The sequence below is a fragment of the Niabella sp. ZPM-14 genome (genome assembly GCF_055693045.2).
Genome location: NZ_CM181148.1, coordinates 948,586 through 966,459 on the forward strand (window position 1 = coordinate 948,586; position 17,874 = coordinate 966,459).

The window sequence follows — 17,874 nt, forward strand, 5'->3', positions numbered from 1 at the left end:
TTTTACAACCTCACAGGTTGCGATTTGTTAAGGAACAGCTGGCTGATCATAGCCAGCACATACACCATAACAGCGCCGATCAGATTCAACCAGAGGAAGCCCAGGCTGATGACCTGGTATTCATTGAGCATAAACAACACGATCGTAATGATCTCCGTGATCACTGCGGCCCCAAACACTGCCGTGCCGCCGACACGCTTCGCATAAAACGCTACCAGGAACACGCCGAGAATAGTGCCATAGAAGAGGGAGCCTAATATATTCACCACCTCGATCAGGCTGCTGCTCCAGTTGGCAACAAACATGGCAACACCGATACAGAACAGGCTCCAGGCGATGGTGTATATTTTGGAATAGGCGTAATCATCGCGCTTTGCACGCGTAAAATATTTTTTATGGATATCAATGACGGTACTGGATGCAAGCGAGTTAATGGCCGCGGCGATGCTGCCCCAGCTAGCCAGGAATATAACAGCAATGATCAATCCGACCAGCCCGGCGGGAAGATAGTCCATCACAAATTTCAGGAAGATATAATTGGTGTCGTTATCGCTGCCCCCGTTTTCATTGATCAAACCTTTGATCTCATTTCGGATAGACATAACGCTGTCCTGTAAGCCGCGCAGCCCCTGCAGCTTACTATCTGCATTACCGGCAGCATAGTTTTCCAACAGCACGGCTTTCTGCTGATTCACGTCTTCCAGCTTCGTCTTTAATACATCCAGTTGTTGCCGGTGCTCAGAGTTTTCCAGGCGGGTCAATTCATAGTCATTGAAGAAAGCGGGCGCTTTATGGAACTGGTAAAACGCGAAAACCAAAACCCCGAGCAAGAGGATACAGAACTGCATCGGCACTTTAACGATGCCGTTCATCAACAATCCCATCCGGCTTTGCTTCAGGTTTTTTGCCGTCAGATAGCGTCCCACCTGCGATTGATCAGTTCCGAAATAAGACAGGGCCAGGAAGAATCCGCCGATAATGCCACTGAAAATATTGTACTTGTCTCCCCAATCGAAGGACCCGCTTTCGGTTCCGGTGGTGATAACATTGAACTTGCCCAGCTTTCCTCCTATCGATAAGGCGTCTGTAAAACCAATACCTTCCGGCAAACCCTTGACCATATAATAGCCGGCTAAAAACAAAGCGAGCATGATGATAAAAAACTGCAGCTGCTGCGTGTAAGCCACTGCACGGGCGCCACCGCTGACCGTGTAAATGATCAGCAAGCCGCCGATCAGCAGGTTGGTCAGGTAGATATTCCAGCCGAATATGGCTGATAAGATCAGGGAAGGCGCAAAGATGCTGATGCCGGTCGAAAGCCCGCGCTGGATAAGAAACAGCAGCGAGGTTAAGGTTCTCGTTTTGGAATCGAAGCGGTTTTCAAGGTATTCATAAGCCGTGTATACTTTGAGCCTGCTGAAAACGGGAACGAAAGAAATACAGATAACAATGGCTGCAAGCGGTAATCCGAAATAATACTGCACGAAACGCATCCCGTCGGTATAAGCCTGTCCCGGGGCTGCCAGGAAGGTCACCGCGCTGGCCTGTGTGCCGATGATGCTCAGCAACACCACGTACCAGGGCATGCTGCGGTTAGATAAGAAATACCCATCGAGATCTTTACTGCCACGGCTTTTATATACACCGTATAATATGATCAGCACGAGCGTACTGCAAAGCACTATCCAATCTAATCCGGTCATGAAAACTTTTTAGTGAGATAGTAAAAGAACAGGATCAGCAATACCAGCACCAGCAATACCAGCAGGTACCAGGATCGCCAGGATCTGAAGAGTGGAGGCCTGTTATCGTCATCCTGAAGATTCATCGTTTGGATCGGAGACTATTTAGAAAAACGATGCCCAGCCCGATCACCAATCCCAGCATCAGTCCCAATCGCACTCTCTTGATGAGCGTACCCACGACCAGTCCTATCACAATGGCTACCAGGAACGCCATTTCTCCCCGCCTGATTCCCATGATCGTTTTTTTATTATTGTTGTTCATTTTTAAAAATCCTTTTGCAAGCTATGCAGCGTAAAACTGATGTATTAAAGTTCCGCTTATGGCTTGCCGCGCTATTGCTCTTTTTGATTCAATGCAATCAGGTTGGCCAACAAGCGCATCGCGCCGGGCACTGCTGCCGGCAGCTCCCTGAAAAATACCAGGCCGGTATAAGTGAAATTCCCTTTGCCATAAGTCGCCGTAATCAGGCTGCCTTCGTCCGCGCGCTCGCCGGGATCGGCCATAGATAACAGAGGTGTAAAATGCTGGTCCCAGCCACCCGCATGATAAATGCTGCGCTCCTGAACCCAGCGTTCAAAGTCTTCGTCGGTGATCTTGTTGGGAAAGTTAAACACTTTATGTGAAGGCGCCATTATCGTTACTTTGGCCCGCTCGTCCGTGATCCGGTTGCGTGTAATGCTAAAATCGTAAGGCCCGATCTTGGATTTCACTGAACCCAGGTAATTGCTGGTGTTATATTGAACGATCAGGTTACCTCCCTGCTCTACATAATTCATCAGCTTATCATAATATTCATCCATCCACTCATTGGTGTTGTAAGCCCTGACGCCCGTAATGATAGCGTCAAAGCGCTTCAGGTCATACACGGGTAAGGTCGTGCGATCCAGGATCGTAACATCGTAGCCCATCCGCTCCAATACAACCGCCACCTTGTCTCCGGCGCCGGGAATATAGCCTACTTTTTTTCCTGCGGTTTTCAAATCAATATTCAAAGTGGTGATGAAGTCAGGATAGAAATAGCGAATGGACGGAATATGATCATAGTCGATACTTCTCAATGCCAGATGATAACCTACGGTATCCTTATCGGTCTTTTTGTTGGCATAAGCGGTCAATGTGTATACTTCTTCCGGAGCATGTTTTTCTGTCACATCAAAATTAAACACGGCCGTCTTGCCGCCGCCCAGCTGAAGCGAGCGCTGCTGAACGCCGGAATAATCAATACCGGTGAGGCCTGCAGTAATATTTCCTCCAATGTTAGTAAATGCATGAAGCTGAGTCTGCACACTTTGTGTTCGATGATCCGTTCTGTTGAACACCAATAAATTAGGCGACGCTGTAATTGTCGCGGGTGGCACCACGATCAACGGCTGATAGATCTCTCCCTTAACCGGATCGGTGTGTTTATACCTTACCGGCTTTTCAAACAAGAATCGCTGGCCAAGAATTTCAATGGAAAACTGCGCGGTATAGGCAGGCTGTACGTCGGCCTCTCCAATCAGTTTCTGATCTCCTACAAAAAACAGCCCTTCTTCTTTCCGTTCGTTCAACCAATACGGCTGCGTAACTTCCTTGGTCAGAGGCACCCGGATCTTTTCGTTCCAGGTGAGATTTATATTTTTTTCCAGTGTTTTATTGACATCGGTATTGGCTCCCGCAAGCGACAACTGTTTTAGAGCAGCCGGAACGCCCAGCCGGTTGTTGACAACGATATTGACCGGCACGTCACCCGTCTGAACCGCAAAAGGCTGATCCGTATACGCATCAATATATAAGCCGCTGCACTGCGCCACCAGGTCCTGCACTTCTTTTTTCTTTTTGCTGATCCATGAAGCATCGCCGCTTTGATCCAGCTTCTGATACAAAGCAACCAATGCCTTCACAGAGGCTTGCGGCGCCGCCGGATCAAACTGCTGCTCAATATCTTTGACCAGGTTTAAAATTGCCGGTCCGTTCTTGCCTATCCGGCTCCAGGTAATATCAACGCCGTCCAGTAACTGGCTTCGGGGAGCATCGCCGCCCGTTGTTTTGAAATATTCATAACTATCGCCACGCGTGGCTGCGGACCCAAAGCCCTGGGACTTATGCTGGCTGCGGCTTTCAGCCGCTATCTCGCCGTAGCTCTTGCCCAATAAGGTATTAAATCCGCCGACGTTGACATGAAACTGGGATGGGTCGGTGGTATTGTTTCCTCCGAAATTGAAGGTGTTCCAAAGAATTCTTTTGGCCTGCCAGGGTTGCACGTATTGCAGTTGTTCTTTGAACCGGCCGGGATCAGCCGCGGCTTTGAAAGCTTCGTTAGCAAGGATCGCGCTGGCCGTATGATGTCCGTGGCCACCTTCGCCGGTTACCGGAAAACGGGTGATAATAACGTCGGGTTGGAAATTCCGGATCACCCAAACCACATCTGCCAGCACTTTTTCTCTATCCCATTTGGTAAAAGTCTCTTCCGGATTCTTTGAAAAACCAAAGTCATAAGCCCGGGTAAAAAACTGTTCGCCGCCGTCGATCCGGCGTGCGGCCAGTAATTCCTGCGTTCTGATCAGCCCCAGCTCAATGCCTTGTTCGTCCCCGATCAGGTTCTGCCCCCCGTCTCCGCGGGTCAGGGACAGATAGCCGGTTTTGTACAGCTTATCATTGGCCAGATAAGCAATCAATCTTGTATTTTCATCATCCGGGTGGGCTGCAATATATAATACAGACCCTAACACTTTAAGCTTTTGGATATTTTGCAAGATCTGGGAAGCGCTTGTAGGTTGTGCAGATAACGCTGCATGAAAAAGCAGAAAAATAAAAGTCAAAAATCGCATCTTCATCTTACGAAAATAACAGAAAAGCGAAGAAGTTTCGCACAACGGAACAAAGAAAAGGTCCTTGCATCATGACTGGTTCTCGTTGTGCGAAACAGATCTTTAAGACTGATATACCAGCTGCCTTAGTTCTTTTGCAGCACCTACCATTTCAATCAGCGCTTTTTTCGTCTCTTCCCAATGCCTCGTTTTCAACCCGCAGTCCGGATTCACCCAAAGCTGCTCCGCCGGTATTACCGCCTTTGCTTTTTCCATCAATGCTACCATTTCAGCCTTAGACGGCGTTCTGGGAGAATGAATATCATACACACCAGGTCCTATCTCATTTGGATATTTAAAATCGGCAAAAGCGTCCAGCAATTCCATTTGGGAGCGGCTGCATTCAATAGTGATAACATCGGCATCCATGTCCGCAATATGTTGAATGATATCATTGAATTCTGAATAACACATATGCGTGTGGATCTGCGTATCATCTTTCACGCCGCTTGCAGAAATCCGAAAAGCTTTCACGGCCCATTGTAAGTATTCCTGCCAGTTTTCTTTACGCAGCGGCAAACCTTCCCGGATAGCGGGTTCGTCAATTTGGATGATCTTAATTCCCGCTTCTTCCAGATCCACTGCCTCATCTCTTATCGCTAAAGCGATTTGCGTGCAGGTTTGGCTACGTGGCTGATCATTGCGGACAAAGCTCCATTGCAAAATCGTCACCGGCCCGGTAAGCATTCCTTTCACCTTTTTTGGGGTAAGCGATTGAGCAAACGCTGTCCAGCGCAATGTCATCGGTGCGGGGCGGCTTATATCGCCATAGATGATAGGCGGCTTTACGCAGCGGCTGCCGTAACTTTGCACCCATCCGTTTTTTGAAAACACAAAGCCATTCAACTGTTCACCAAAATATTCCACCATATCATTGCGTTCAAACTCTCCATGCACCAGTACGTCAATCCCCGTTTCTTCCTGCCAGCGTATGGCTTCTGTGGTCTCCCTGGCAATTAAATGATCGTATTGTTGCTGGGTTATGATGCCCTTTTTTAATTTGGCTCTCCAGCTTCTCACTTCAGCTGTCTGAGGAAAAGAACCAATAGTGGTGGTAGGAAATAAAGGCAACCCTAATGCTGACCGCTGTTTCTCTTTTCGTACTGAAAACTTGCTCCTGCGCTGATCGTCTTTTTCAGTAATAGCGGCTACGCGATCCGCAACCTGCTTGTTATGAATTAACGCAGACGTTTTCCGGCTTTCGTTCGCGCTGGTATTCTCCGCCAGTTTTACATTTGCTGTAGCTTCATTTTCATGGTTCGCTAATTGTTTCAGGGTTACTACTTCTGCTACCTTTTGCTTAGCAAATGCAAGCCAGTTCTTGATTTCGGGAGTAAGTGTTGTGTCGTCTGTCTCCAAATCGAGATCACAGGGCACATGTAACAAAGAGCAGGACGGCGCTATCCAGATTCTGTGTGAGCCTATTTTTTCTACTGCTTTATTGATCAGCGAGAGGGATTGCTGGAAATCATTTTTCCAAATATTCCTGCCATCCACAACACCTAATGAAAGATGAGTTCTGGCGTTTATCAAACCGGTAGTCAAAACATCATCTAACTGTTCAGGGCAGCGAACCAGGTCGAGATGAATGGTTTGAACCGGAAGGTTTACAACAGTTTGAAGGTTTTCTCCATAACATCCAAAATAACTTGCCAGAATAATATGCAAATGGGGAAAACGGCTCTTAATGTCCCGGTAAGTTTTTTCAAAAACTTTTCGCTCGGACTCGCTTAGGTTTAATGAAAGACAAGGTTCGTCAAATTGAATATAGTGGGCATCGACATCATCCAGCTTACTGATAAGCTCCAGGTAAACGGGCAATAACTTCCGGATCAATTCGAGCCGGTGAAACCCCTCTTCTTTTTCTTTGCCTAACATCAAATAAGATACAGGCCCCAGCAGAACAGGCTTTGCGTTGATGCCACTTTTCTTTGCTTCCAAAAACTCATGTACCACTTTTGTGTTGTACAAACTGAATGACTGGTTGGCGGTAAATTCAGGAACCAGGTAATGATAATTGGTATCAAACCATTTGGTCATTTCCATTGCGGTTACATCGTGCCCATCCTGCTGATATCCTCTTGCCATTGCAAAAAGCAGGTCAATGTCGGGCAATTGTTTTGCTTTCATTAGCTCATGATACCTTTCAGGAATAGCGCCTACCATAAGGGAGGTATCCAGCACCTGGTCATAAAAAGAAAAATCATTGCAGGGAATCAGATCGACACCGGCTTCCTGTTGCAACTGCCAGTTTTGATGGCGGATCATCTTTCCTGCTTCCAATAGTTGTTGCACGGGGATTGTGCCTGCCCAGTATTGTTCGCAGGCTTTCTTGAGTTCACGCCGGCTACCAATCCGCGGATAGCCTAAGTTGTGTGTACGCATTTTTTGCTTTTAAGATGATAAAATCAGTTAAAAGCTCTTTGGCTCAACTTCAGCAAATACTTGAATGGATAAAGAGAATGTAAGGTATGTACATAGCTATTCCGGCAGGGCACACTACTCCCCGAAATAAAAATGCATCACTGACGGTCTGCTTCATTCCACGAAAGCATTGTCAATACAGTAAAGGCAGGTCTCCTGGCTTATAACATTTTCACCGTCCTTCCCACCCCGAAGGCATTGGGGCAGTGGACAACAACGGGTGAAAACTATTCGTTATTTACAGTTGCGGGACAGCTTGTGATTTACACACAATTCCCTATTAATCTACGTTAAGTAAAACCTTTTCCGTCTGATAAAGAAATAAAGTAAAGAACTTGGGGCGCAAAGGTAATGATAAAAAGGGCAGTAAGCTTTTAATCCTTTATCACGGCTGCATGCCATTTTTAGAGGGTGACGCTTTTTTACGGCAATGTATACAGGGAACTCAATATGAAAGAAAAGCCTTATGTATTCTTTATAACAAATTCAGGCAGCTGCACAAGCGCTTCAACGTTGGATACGACGGTTAATTTATGTAATGGATTTTCATACAAAAAGCCGTTGTGCAACATGGTTTCGATATGGGCCAGCAAGTGATCGTAAAACCCGTTGAGGTTAATAATATATATGGGTTTGTCGTGTATGGACAGGTTGTTCCAGGTGATCATTTCGAACAGTTCGTCCAGCGTACCGTAGCCGCCCGGTAAAATAACGGCCGCATCGCACAGCTCATACATTTTCCGTTTGCGGATATGCATATCGCCGACCACCAATAGTTCGGTGATCGTTTTGTGAGATCGCTCGCGGGCATCCAGTATCTCAGGGATCACGCCGGTAACACTACCACCGTTGTGCATCACCGCATTGGCCACGTCGCCCATCAGTCCTACATTTCCACCGCCATACACCAGCCGGATCCCTTTAGATGCCATCCACGCGCCTAAAGCCGTGGCCTGACGGGAAAAGACCTCATCACGCCCCTCTTTCGAACCACAAAACACTGCCAGCGATTTTATTACCATGACTGTAAATTTTCTTTACAAAAGAGCAGCATTTTTCCCTATCTTCAAAAATTAGTTTACCGAAACCAGTTCATTCATAAAAATTTAATATGTCCGCAGGGTTCCTATTTTCTATTGTCATTGCTTATTTTGTTTTATTGCTTGTAGTTGCGTGGAAAACCAGTAAGAATAGTAATAATGAATCATTTTTCATCGGCAACCGGAGCAGTAACTGGATGTTGGTGGCTTTCGGGATGATCGGCACCTCGTTGAGCGGCGTTACGTTTGTGAGTGTGCCGGGCGCTGTGGGCGCCGATGCTTTTGGCTATATGCAGATCACCCTGGGTTATATGATCGGATACCTGATCATAGCCTTTGTCTTGCTCCCCCTCTATTACCGGCTTCAGCTGACGTCCATCTATGGCTACCTGAAGACGAGAATGGGCATGCTTTCTTATAAAACCGGCGCCTGGTTCTTTATCATCAGCCGGCTGTTGGGCGCTACTGCCCGGCTGTACCTGGTGGTAAATATCCTGCAGGCCACGATCCTTGATAGCTTTGGCATTCCGTTCTGGATATCGACCCTGATCATACTGGTCATGATCATACTATACACATTTGAGGGCGGTGTAAAAACCATCGTCTGGACCGATACTTTGCAAACATCGGGTATGCTGCTCGGCCTGATCATCTGTACCATTTACCTGTTGCAACACATGGATATGAATATCACGGAAAGCCTGGATGCCATGCGCAGCGCCGGCCTGTCGCGGATATTTGGTACGGATGTTAATTCCAAATCGTATTTCGTCAAACAAATACTTGCAGGCGCTTTCATCTCATTGAGCATGACGGGGATCGACCAGGAAATGATGCAGAAAAGCATTTCAGTAAGCCGCCTCAAGGACTCGCAAAAGAATATGGTGTCCCTGGCCTTTATTATGGTGGTCGTGACCGGGCTGTTTTTATACCTCGGCGGACTGCTGCATTTATTTGCAGCGCAGGAAAACATTGCTGCGAAAGGCGACGCATTGTTCCCCACCGTGGCCGTTCAGCATATGCCTCCTTTCATTGCGGTGACCTTTATCATCGCGCTGATTTCGGCGTTGTTCCCCAGCGCAGACGGCGCTATGACGGCGCTCACTTCTTCCTTTTGTATTGATATTGCCGGGATCAACCGGCGTAACGATATAACGGAGCAGCAAAAAAAACGCTTCCGTCAAAAGATACACCTGACAGTGGCTTTCCTCTTTTTATTACTGGTACTGATGTTTCATGTGATCAATAACAATAGTATGATCGGCATCATCCTGAAACTGGCCGGGTATACTTATGGTCCGCTGCTGGGTTTGTTTGCCTTTGGTATTTTTGTGAAAAGAAGGCCACAGGATAAGCTGGTGCCGCTGGTTTGCTTCATCGCTCCTATCCTGTGCTTTTTAATCGATGCCAGCCAGTCCTTCCTTTTCGGTGATTTCCAGATCGGACTGGAACTGATCATTGTCAACGCATTCCTGACATTTATCGGGCTCTTTATGATCTCTAAAAAGGTCGACGCAAGCCAGCTGGAACAAGATAGTGTACATTAAAGATGACGGTTGTTAGATGGCGGTTGACAGAGGTGGGTGGCCAACTGTCATCTGTCAACTATTAACTGCCATCTGTCATCTGTCAACTAACAACTGTCAACTCAAAGATTATGGACTACGAACTTCTGTCGCAATTTGCCGACCGCCATACCACAGCAGAAGATGCGTTGCTGGCGGAGATCAACACTTTCACGAATGAGCATCACGCAGAGCCGCATATGCTCAGCGGTCATGTGCAGGGTCAGTTGTTGAAAATGATCAGTTGCATGATCCGTCCCGAGCGGATCCTGGAAATCGGCACCTTCACCGGCTACAGCGCACTATGCCTGGCGCAGGGCCTGACACGAACAGGCCGGCTCCACACGATTGAATTCAGAACAGCGACAGCAGATATTGCCCGCGGCTTCTTTGACCGGTCCGAATTCCGCGATCAGATACAACTTCATACCGGCAATGCGCTGGAAATCATACCCCAATTACAGGAACCCTGGGACCTGGTTTTTATTGACGCAGATAAGCCGGGCTACATCCCTTATTTTGAGCTGGCTTTTCCTCATCTTAAGAAAAATGGTTTTATCTTAGCAGATAATATTTTTTTTCATGGCGAAGCCTTGCAGGAAAATCCTAAGGGTAAAAGCGCCAAAGCCATCAGGCAGTTCAATGAATTTATCAACGAAAGAACGGATATAGAAAAAGTAGCGTTAACCATCCGGGACGGGCTCTACCTCATCAGGAAAATATAGCCTCCCATAAATGACCGGTTAAACTGCGACCAGACAGGATTTAATAACATTTATCAGTACGCAACATGATTAAGAAGCTTATTGTAGTCTTTGCATGGGTGTTCGCATCAATTTCAGGACGGGCCCAAAACAATGAGATCATTAAAAATTATATCAAGACCTACTGCGGTATCGCTGTAGAGGAGATGCAGCGAACGGGTGTACCGGCGGCCATCAAACTGGCGCAGGGCATCCATGAAACCATGGCCGGGCAAAGTCCGCTGGTGCTGAAATCGAACAATCACTTCGGTATTAAGTGTAAAGCAGGTTATGCAGGTCCTTATGTGCTTCATGATGATGATCGCCCGCAGGAACGTTTTATGAAATACGAAAATGCCGATCAGTCCTACCGCGATCATTCTGATTTCCTGAAGAACCGCTCGCGCTATGCGGATCTGTTTCTCCTGGATCCCACCGATTACCGGGGATGGGCATATGGTCTGAAAAAGGCCGGTTATGCTACGAATCCAAGATACCCGCAACTGCTGATCAACTTCATTGAAAAATACGAATTAGGAGCATACACTTTGATGGGCCTGGGCCAACTGGCATTTAATGAAGACGTTAAAAATTATTTTTCCAAAAGAGATGGCCTCATGGCCGCGGCCGCTGAGGAAAAAGCGCCAGAAGTGATCTACCCTGAATCTGATTTCCTGATCAATAACACAAAAGTGATCTACGCCAAAGCAGGCACAGCGCTTAGTGGAATAGCTGAACAATATGGTATTCCGCTTGCCCGGTTATATGATATGAATGATTTTGGTATCACTGCTGATATTATCAACAAAGGCATGCTGGTGTTTCTTCAATTGAAGAGAACGGTTTCCGACAAAGCTTTTCATGAAGTACAAGCAGGAGAAAGCATTTATGATATTGCGCAGGCAGAAGGCATCCGGCTGGAATCTTTGTTGCAATACAATGGGCTGACCAGGTTTGATTCGCCGGCGATCGGCACCAAATTGAAATTGCGAGAAGGCAACCATTCCCTGGTGATCAATTAATATAACGCCGTTTTTTATGAACACCATTAAGGTCCACGATAAAGAATTTACTACCTACCTGAGCGAAGCACAGTTGCAGCAACGGATCAAAGAGCTGGCTTCTTATATCAACCGTGACTTTGCCGGCAAAAATGTGGTATTTATCGCTATCCTTAACGGATCATTTATGTTTGCCGCCGACATTTTCAAGCATCTTACCATCAACAGCGAAATCAGCTTTATCAAACTGGCCTCTTATAAAGGGCTCAATTCTACCGGAAGCGTAACCACCGCGATCGGGCTGGATACGGACCTGCATGGCAAACATGTGGTATTGCTCGAAGACATCATCGACACGGGGAAGACGCTGCATCATTTTCTGCCACAATTGGAACATCAGCAACCGGCATCCTTAAAGATCGTTACGTTGCTGCACAAGGCAGAGATGACGCAATATCCTGTCCCTATCGATTATACAGGTTTTGTGATCCCGAATAAATTTGTAATCGGTTATGGCCTTGACTATGATGGCCTCGGTCGCAATTACAAAGAGATCTACCAGCTGGCGGATTAACGGCCTTGTTGGGGACGGGTCCGGGATAATGTTGCAGCTCAGAAAAAATTCCAGCTGCTTATGCTAATTTGCAAGTTAAACTATAACCAATGACTGTTTACACGTACCTGATCATCCTGATTTGCCTTTCGGCGATCTTTGCTTATATCAATCAACGATGGATCAAACTGCCGTTTGTGATCGGCCTGTTTTTATTATCGACCGTGTTATCGATCGGTGTTCTGACCTCACAATTCTGGCTGAAGTTGCCCAGCGACCGGTTTCACGACCTGATCGAACAAGCACATATTGAAAACATCATTATCGATGTATTGCTGGGTTTCCTGCTGTTTGCAGGCGCGTTGCATACGGACTGGAACAAGCTGAAGAAGCAGATCCGGCCCATCTCGGTCTTTGCCTTATTTGGCGTTCTCGCCTCGACCGTTATCATTGCCGTACTCTTTTTCTACACCGCACAATTGCTGGGCATTTCAATCAACTTTATGTATTGTCTTCTTTTTGGGGCCTTGATTTCTCCGACGGACCCCATTGCGGTACTGGGTATCCTGGCGAAGGCGAATGTTCCTAAAAAAACAGAGATCACTATTGTCGGCGAAAGCCTGTTCAATGATGGTGTCGGCGTGGTCCTTTTTATCGCATTGTTACAACTCGTCAGGTCCGGCAGTACCACGTTTGACTTCCCGTCCTTTGGACTGCTGTTTCTGCAGGAAGCAGTCGGCGGCATCCTGGTCGGACTGGTATTCGGATATATCCTGCATGCTTTGTTGAAGACGATCGATCATTATGAAACAGAAGTGCTGCTAACGCTGGCGTTCGTTATGGCGGGATATTCCTTATTTAATTATGTACACATCTCCGGCGCCCTGGCCATGGTGGTAATGGGCCTGATGGTTGGTAACTTCAGGCAACAAATCGCCATGAGCGACACCACGCAGGAATATGTTCATAAATTCTGGGAGCTGGTAGATGTGGTTCTCAATGCGGTATTATTTATCCTGATCGCTTTTGTTATTCTGCTGGTGGAGTTTAAAAAAGAATACCTGATACTGGGAGCAATTACCATTGTGATTGTACTATTGAGCCGGCTGATCGTTGTATATCTTCCACAGAAGCTGCTGGGAAAGTTTTTGAACATGGATAAAAAGGCAGCGAAGATCATCTGGTGGGGCGGCCTGCGCGGCGGGCTGTCTCTGGCGCTGGTGCTTTCTTTGCCTGCTTCCGAGACGAAAGACATGTTGCTCGTGGTAACGTACCTGGTGGTAGTCTTCAGTATCATGGTGCAAGGCCTAAGCATCGGCAAAGTGGCGAAAAGAGTGATGAAAGAATCGGCGGAACCATTATCAAAATAAAACAGTCCTACCTGGCAACAATATTTTTTTGCAGGTTCTCAGCGATTCCTTGTTGCGTTTGGTGAGAGCTAGCCGTTATAGCTAATAAACCTCGCAAAAGAATGAAACATTCATTTCCGCTGTTTGTAACCATCGCTCTCTGCGCGTATACACTAATTTCCTGCAGTAAAGATGCCGGCAACGGCGAACGCCGAACCCGTTACGGAACTTATTTAAAAAATGATTTGACAATACCCGTTTCAATACAACACGGGTACCGTGTCAAATTTGAAGACAGAGATACATTTTTTATGTCGCCTGCGCAGGTGCTAAATCCGGGCGCCATCATTTCCTACCATTCCCTTTCAAAAGACTATAAAGGCACTACAGTACCGCGGACGTCACAGGTAGCTCCCCCTAATGCGCTGTGGTTGTCTATTAATGGGAAAGTGAAGCGCGACTATGCCTGTGACTTCTCAAATGAAGAACGACAAAAGGCATGCGAAGCGGATAGTATCAGCTTTTTCAAAAACCGGTTGAACTGGACTAAAACAGAGCATCCGCAAAAAGATAGTGTAAGCTATATCTACACGATCAACGAGAGAGATTCGTTGCAAGCCCAATAATTGTAAATTGCGGTATGAAACGCAACTACCCTTTATTATTATTCATACTGATTTTTATTTCCATACTCTCGGGCAACCTGACAGCAGGCGTATCTTTTATCGGAAAGATCGGGATCAGCTTTTTCTACAAGCAGTTCTCATTCTTCAAAAGCTGGTGGCAATCTGCCCTGGTTTGCTTCGGATTAATGCTGCTGGTATTACTGATCCTTTATTTTGCAGACAAAGCGCTGAAGGGTTTGAAAAGAAAGGTGGCGCTGATCGGCTTCTTTATCATTTTTCTCGCCGGCCTGTATTTTACCTTCAAGGATTTCAGGACCGATCTGTCACATCGCTGGCTGGGAGAGCGTTTTCACGTAGGGGTTTACCTCTATTGGATCGGCTTCGCCATTATCAGCCTCTTTTTTGCATTGACGGAGAAAAAAACGACCGACCCACATCCTGTGATCCATCAGGAACGGGAACAGGAAATGAATCGATAATATGAAAAGACCTGTGAGGTTTTGTGAACCTCACAGGTCTTAGATACTGAAATTAAACCGGATCTTATATGTTTATTTGGTTGTAATAATGATGGCTCCCTCTTTCGCTTTTTCGCCGTAAAACTTTTTAGCCTGATCTCCCGACAACACATCAATAGATTCAATGCTTTCGCCTTTCAAAGCCTTTGCTTCTTTGTTGGTGACAGGTGTTCCGTCCAATACAAAATATGCATCAGCAGGTATCTCAGACAATGTGGTGCTTTTGGATGTAGCCGGGCGACCCGTCACTACCACTTCTTTTAAGGGCTCACTTTTGGCAGCGGGTTCTATACGAACACCAGCCACACGCCCCTGCAAACTTTTGGATGGAAGCACTTTGCCGGAGTTCACGTTTTCTGCAATCATCTTCTGGCCGCCATTGCTGAAAGTAATTTTGTCGGCTACAATTTCAGCATCGTTAGACTTACTTCTTGCCAGCACCTTGTCATCCTTTGCAGAAAAAGTAAATGTAGGAAGTCCATTTCTGCTAGCGATCAACAGCACGCCGTGTTCCGCGCGGGGTCCATAAACCGCCTGCGCTGAAGCGTCTTTCAGCACGGTGATACTTTCTATGTTTTTAGGATCGATCTGATCAAAATCCGCTTTCTCTATCGGCTTACCGTCCAGGACATACAGGGGCTCCTGAACAGCTTTGACTCCTTTCAATTGTAAAGCGGGCATCGTCTGGGCGCTTTGCTTGGTAGTCACCTTAATGACACCGTTGACAGCCTGTGCCCCATATACCTTTGTAGCAGCCGGCCCCTTTAAAACGTCAACCCTTTCTACGCTTTGGGAATTTATGGTTTGCATATCAAATGCTTCCGTTTGTACCTGGCCGTCTACGACAATTAAAGGCTTCTTGCCGGGAGCTGTTCCCACCACGACTTCTTTTAGCGTCACCGCAGGAACTGTGTCTTTCGACGCGGTCCTGCCGGCGTTCATTTTTTCAGACATCAGCGCCTCCCCCTCGCTGGTGGTAGCGATCAGCAATAAATTAGCTTTTACGCCAAAAGTTTTTTGCGCGCTTGGCAGAGGGGAAGCCCCTACCACCTTCGCGTTAAAGCGACTTACGGATCGGTTGGCCTCATCCATCGTCATCACGTCGCCATTGACCCACACTTTAAAATCAGCAGGCCCCATCAATTCCTCTTCACTGAAATAAGCCATAGAGAAACTGCCTGACACGACCACCGGTATGCCGTCTACCACCCAAATGGCTTTTGAAGAACTGCCGACAACGGCTTTAACTTTTGTCTGAAAATCTTCACCCACCGCAGTATTGCTGGCCGGCTTTTCATTATGGAAGTCGTGGACTTCTTTTCTGAAGGATAGCAGCAACACCGCTACCACGGGCAGCAGGAACATAAATTTCACCAGATGTATCCGGGCACTTTTAATTGTATTCATCATGACGATTCGTTTTTTAAGAGAAGAAAAATTAAAATGATTGGTGAAAGCAAACTGCCGGTTACCCATGACCTTTAGTAAGAGGTATTGATATTCTTTCCGGCCCAGCCCCTGCTGCAACACCTTGTTATCGGCGATAAATTCGAGGTTTTGTTTGATACTGCGCCGGAGCAGCCATACAAAGGGATTGAACCAGTTTAACATACAGATGAATTCGCACCACATAATATCCAGCGTGTGTTTTTGCTTCACGTGTACAAACTCATGCCTGATGATTTCCTCGAGATCATCGCTGCTATGCATTTCGGTGTTGATAAAAATCGAGTTACCAAAGGAAAACGGTGTTATCGGCTCGTTGATCTGGTAAATCTTCGTTTTATCAGCAGAGATCAACTCTGCCTTTGCCTTCAGTTTCATAAAAGAAAAAAAGCGAATAACAAACCGGGCAAACAAGATCACGAAGCCCAGGATAAGGAGGCCGATTGCCCAGTCCCAGTACGACAGAGTTTCGAAGAAGCTCTGCCGCTGCGGCGTTGCAAAGCCGATAGCCGGGATCCATTGTAACACAGCGGTGGTCGCCAGCTCGCGTTGTTGCAAAGACGGCATAATATCAATCAACGGGATTATAAAACTTAGAGCGGCATACCCCAGCAAGTACCAGCGGTTCCAGTTATAAAACGTCAGGCGGCGCAGGAACAGCTGGTAAAACAGGTATACGATTGCCAGGCAAATATTGAGTTTGAGCATGTAATCTACTATGACAGGCATATAATGGGAATTTCTGATTTGATAATTTCCGGTTTAGGATTTTCAGACGCGTCCGCGCGTCAGACGTCCGGAGTCCGGCAGTAAGACCTTGGGCTATTTCTTCTTTCCGCTTTCAATCATATTCACAATCTCTTTCAACTCTTTCGCTGAAAGCTTTTTCTGGTCTACGAAAAAATTTACCAGCTCTTTATAAGAATTACTGAAATAATCTTTAACAACGCTCCCCATGAATTTTTTCTTGTACTCCTCTTCTGATACAACGGGCTTATAAACGTACGTGTTGCCGAACAAACGCCCGGATATGTATCCTTTCTTTTCAATATTCTTAATAGTGGAAGCCACTGTAGTATAAGGACCTGGGTTAGGAATATGCTCCATATAAGCCTTCACATGGCCCTCGCCTACCTTCCAGATGGCGATCATCAACTGCTCCTCCTGCGGTGTCAACTTTATCATGTACTTACGATTTTAATGCTAACTTACGACAAGTTCGTAGAAACAAAAAATATTTTTCCCTTTGTAGCCGCTTTTCTTATTTATTAACCGGGCGCTACGCACAATAAACTGGAAACCAAACCATAGCTGACAGTTGTCCAAAAATAATGGGTCACCTTGCAGCGTTTGGTCTTGGAAATACATCATTTCCTTACCTTTATCGCGAGATTTATTTACATAAAAATCGATCGGATGAAACGCCGGTAATTATTTTTTCTCAAACCGGGAAATGTTTAGGGTGTTCCATCCGAAAAAATCGCAGCGAAGCTGCAAGCAAAAAAAACACGAATGAAATTTATTTTAAGCCTGGCTATTTCGCTGGTATGCAGCCTGACCGTTTTCGGACAGCAACAACCGCTTTATTTACAACAAAGAACGCCGCCACCTGCTGTCTTACTATTGACAGACAGTACAACGAAGTGGAACCTGAAAGCCAGGCTTCAAAAGGATCAACCCCTTTTACTGATGTTTTTTAGTCCCGAATGTGATCATTGCCAACATGAAACAGAAGAGCTGATCAAAAACATCAGCAAGTTTAAGGGCATCCAGATCGTTATGGCTACCACCATGCCTTTCGGAACGATGAAAGCCTTTGCTAATAAATATAAGTTGGCAAAATATGGTATAACAGTAGGGAGAGATATTGCTTATGTAATGCCGCCTTATTATGAAATGAAAAACCTCCCCTATCTGGCGTTTTACGACAAGAATAAAAAACTGATTTCCACCTATGAGGGAAGTTTAGGCATACCCAGTATCCTGAAAGCTTTCGGCAGGTAGAACTTACGTA

The 17,874-nt window shown here is 46.3% G+C and carries 16 protein-coding genes and 1 riboswitch; of the genes, 8 read left to right on the forward strand and 8 right to left on the reverse strand.

The annotated features are described in order from the left end of the window. Positions 1–2 precede the first annotated feature (2 nt). From ACU37H_RS03965 to ACU37H_RS03990, 6 genes are all read right to left on the reverse strand, one after another. Positions 3–1,703 (reverse strand): sodium:solute symporter family protein, encoded by a 1,701-nt coding sequence (locus ACU37H_RS03965; RefSeq protein WP_472703061.1) that lies wholly within the window; start codon positions 1,701–1,703, stop codon positions 3–5. Next, positions 1,700–1,828, reverse strand: coding sequence for a hypothetical protein (locus tag ACU37H_RS03970; protein WP_472703062.1), 129 nt, complete (start codon positions 1,826–1,828; stop codon positions 1,700–1,702). Before ACU37H_RS03970 ends, ACU37H_RS03965 begins: the two co-directional genes overlap by 4 nt. Then, positions 1,825–2,007 (reverse strand): hypothetical protein, encoded by a 183-nt coding sequence (locus ACU37H_RS03975; protein WP_472703063.1) that lies wholly within the window; start codon positions 2,005–2,007, stop codon positions 1,825–1,827. The genes ACU37H_RS03970 and ACU37H_RS03975 overlap by 4 nt, the downstream gene beginning before the upstream one ends. Before the next feature lie 71 nt (positions 2,008–2,078). Beyond that, entirely contained in the window at positions 2,079–4,562 is a 2,484-nt protein-coding gene (locus tag ACU37H_RS03980) for a PIG-L family deacetylase (protein WP_472703064.1), read from the reverse strand. 96 nt (positions 4,563–4,658) lie between these two features. Next, entirely contained in the window at positions 4,659–6,980 is a 2,322-nt protein-coding gene (gene metE, locus ACU37H_RS03985) for a 5-methyltetrahydropteroyltriglutamate--homocysteine S-methyltransferase (protein WP_472703065.1), read from the reverse strand. A gap of 168 nt (positions 6,981–7,148) precedes the next feature. Beyond that, positions 7,149–7,339: riboswitch (cobalamin riboswitch) on the reverse strand. 144 nt (positions 7,340–7,483) lie between these two features. Then, positions 7,484–8,041, reverse strand: coding sequence for an LOG family protein (locus tag ACU37H_RS03990; protein ID WP_472703066.1), 558 nt, complete (start codon positions 8,039–8,041; stop codon positions 7,484–7,486). Positions 8,042–8,130: 89 nt separating this feature from the next. Here ACU37H_RS03990 and ACU37H_RS03995 point away from each other — a divergent pair, with 89 nt between their 5' ends. From ACU37H_RS03995 to ACU37H_RS04025, 7 genes are all read left to right on the forward strand, one after another. Then, a complete protein-coding gene (locus tag ACU37H_RS03995; protein WP_472703067.1) occupies positions 8,131–9,606 on the forward strand; it encodes a sodium:solute symporter in 1,476 nt (491 codons plus the stop codon). A gap of 110 nt (positions 9,607–9,716) precedes the next feature. Continuing rightward, on the forward strand, positions 9,717–10,349 hold the full coding sequence (locus tag ACU37H_RS04000) for an O-methyltransferase (RefSeq protein WP_472703068.1): 633 nt from the start codon (positions 9,717–9,719) through the stop codon (positions 10,347–10,349). Positions 10,350–10,414: 65 nt separating this feature from the next. Continuing rightward, entirely contained in the window at positions 10,415–11,389 is a 975-nt protein-coding gene (locus ACU37H_RS04005; protein WP_472703069.1) for a glucosaminidase domain-containing protein, read from the forward strand. Between the two features lie 16 nt (positions 11,390–11,405). Continuing rightward, complete coding sequence (gene hpt, locus ACU37H_RS04010; RefSeq protein ID WP_472703070.1) at positions 11,406–11,942, forward strand: hypoxanthine phosphoribosyltransferase; 537 nt, start codon at positions 11,406–11,408, stop codon at positions 11,940–11,942. Positions 11,943–12,031: 89 nt separating this feature from the next. Then, a complete protein-coding gene (locus ACU37H_RS04015; protein ID WP_472703071.1) occupies positions 12,032–13,291 on the forward strand; it encodes a cation:proton antiporter in 1,260 nt (419 codons plus the stop codon). A gap of 101 nt (positions 13,292–13,392) precedes the next feature. Next, entirely contained in the window at positions 13,393–13,896 is a 504-nt protein-coding gene (locus ACU37H_RS04020) for a hypothetical protein (protein WP_472703072.1), read from the forward strand. Between the two features lie 14 nt (positions 13,897–13,910). Beyond that, the gene (locus tag ACU37H_RS04025) at positions 13,911–14,375 is read left to right on the forward strand and encodes a cytochrome d ubiquinol oxidase subunit II (protein ID WP_472703073.1); all 465 of its coding nucleotides are present in this window, start codon (positions 13,911–13,913) and stop codon (positions 14,373–14,375) included. Between the two features lie 72 nt (positions 14,376–14,447). Here ACU37H_RS04025 and ACU37H_RS04030 read toward each other — a convergent pair whose 3' ends face one another. Further along, positions 14,448–16,589, reverse strand: coding sequence for a M56 family metallopeptidase (locus tag ACU37H_RS04030; protein ID WP_472703074.1), 2,142 nt, complete (start codon positions 16,587–16,589; stop codon positions 14,448–14,450). A 93-nt stretch (positions 16,590–16,682) separates the two neighbouring features. Further along, positions 16,683–17,045 (reverse strand): BlaI/MecI/CopY family transcriptional regulator, encoded by a 363-nt coding sequence (locus ACU37H_RS04035; protein WP_472703075.1) that lies wholly within the window; start codon positions 17,043–17,045, stop codon positions 16,683–16,685. Positions 17,046–17,372: 327 nt separating this feature from the next. Between ACU37H_RS04035 and ACU37H_RS04040 the strand changes: the two genes are divergently transcribed. Further along, positions 17,373–17,864, forward strand: a complete 492-nt coding sequence (locus ACU37H_RS04040; protein ID WP_472703076.1) for a TlpA family protein disulfide reductase — start codon at positions 17,373–17,375, stop codon at positions 17,862–17,864. Positions 17,865–17,874 lie beyond the last annotated feature (10 nt).

What these genes read in the sequence shown, in the direction of transcription:
- ACU37H_RS03965 (WP_472703061.1), bottom strand. Translation starts at nt 1,703, where the DNA reads ATGACCGGATTAGATTGGATAGTGCTTTGCAGTACGCTCGTGCTGATC.
- ACU37H_RS03970 (WP_472703062.1), bottom strand. Translation starts at nt 1,828, where the DNA reads ATGAATCTTCAGGATGACGATAACAGGCCTCCACTCTTCAGATCCTGG.
- ACU37H_RS03975 (WP_472703063.1), bottom strand. Translation starts at nt 2,007, where the DNA reads ATGAACAACAATAATAAAAAAACGATCATGGGAATCAGGCGGGGAGAA.
- ACU37H_RS03980 (WP_472703064.1), bottom strand. Translation starts at nt 4,562, where the DNA reads ATGAAGATGCGATTTTTGACTTTTATTTTTCTGCTTTTTCATGCAGCG.
- metE (WP_472703065.1), bottom strand. Translation starts at nt 6,980, where the DNA reads ATGCGTACACACAACTTAGGCTATCCGCGGATTGGTAGCCGGCGTGAA.
- ACU37H_RS03990 (WP_472703066.1), bottom strand. Translation starts at nt 8,041, where the DNA reads ATGGTAATAAAATCGCTGGCAGTGTTTTGTGGTTCGAAAGAGGGGCGT.
- ACU37H_RS03995 (WP_472703067.1), top strand. Translation starts at nt 8,131, where the DNA reads ATGTCCGCAGGGTTCCTATTTTCTATTGTCATTGCTTATTTTGTTTTA.
- ACU37H_RS04000 (WP_472703068.1), top strand. Translation starts at nt 9,717, where the DNA reads ATGGACTACGAACTTCTGTCGCAATTTGCCGACCGCCATACCACAGCA.
- ACU37H_RS04005 (WP_472703069.1), top strand. Translation starts at nt 10,415, where the DNA reads ATGATTAAGAAGCTTATTGTAGTCTTTGCATGGGTGTTCGCATCAATT.
- hpt (WP_472703070.1), top strand. Translation starts at nt 11,406, where the DNA reads ATGAACACCATTAAGGTCCACGATAAAGAATTTACTACCTACCTGAGC.
- ACU37H_RS04015 (WP_472703071.1), top strand. Translation starts at nt 12,032, where the DNA reads ATGACTGTTTACACGTACCTGATCATCCTGATTTGCCTTTCGGCGATC.
- ACU37H_RS04020 (WP_472703072.1), top strand. Translation starts at nt 13,393, where the DNA reads ATGAAACATTCATTTCCGCTGTTTGTAACCATCGCTCTCTGCGCGTAT.
- ACU37H_RS04025 (WP_472703073.1), top strand. Translation starts at nt 13,911, where the DNA reads ATGAAACGCAACTACCCTTTATTATTATTCATACTGATTTTTATTTCC.
- ACU37H_RS04030 (WP_472703074.1), bottom strand. Translation starts at nt 16,589, where the DNA reads ATGCCTGTCATAGTAGATTACATGCTCAAACTCAATATTTGCCTGGCA.
- ACU37H_RS04035 (WP_472703075.1), bottom strand. Translation starts at nt 17,045, where the DNA reads ATGATAAAGTTGACACCGCAGGAGGAGCAGTTGATGATCGCCATCTGG.
- ACU37H_RS04040 (WP_472703076.1), top strand. Translation starts at nt 17,373, where the DNA reads ATGAAATTTATTTTAAGCCTGGCTATTTCGCTGGTATGCAGCCTGACC.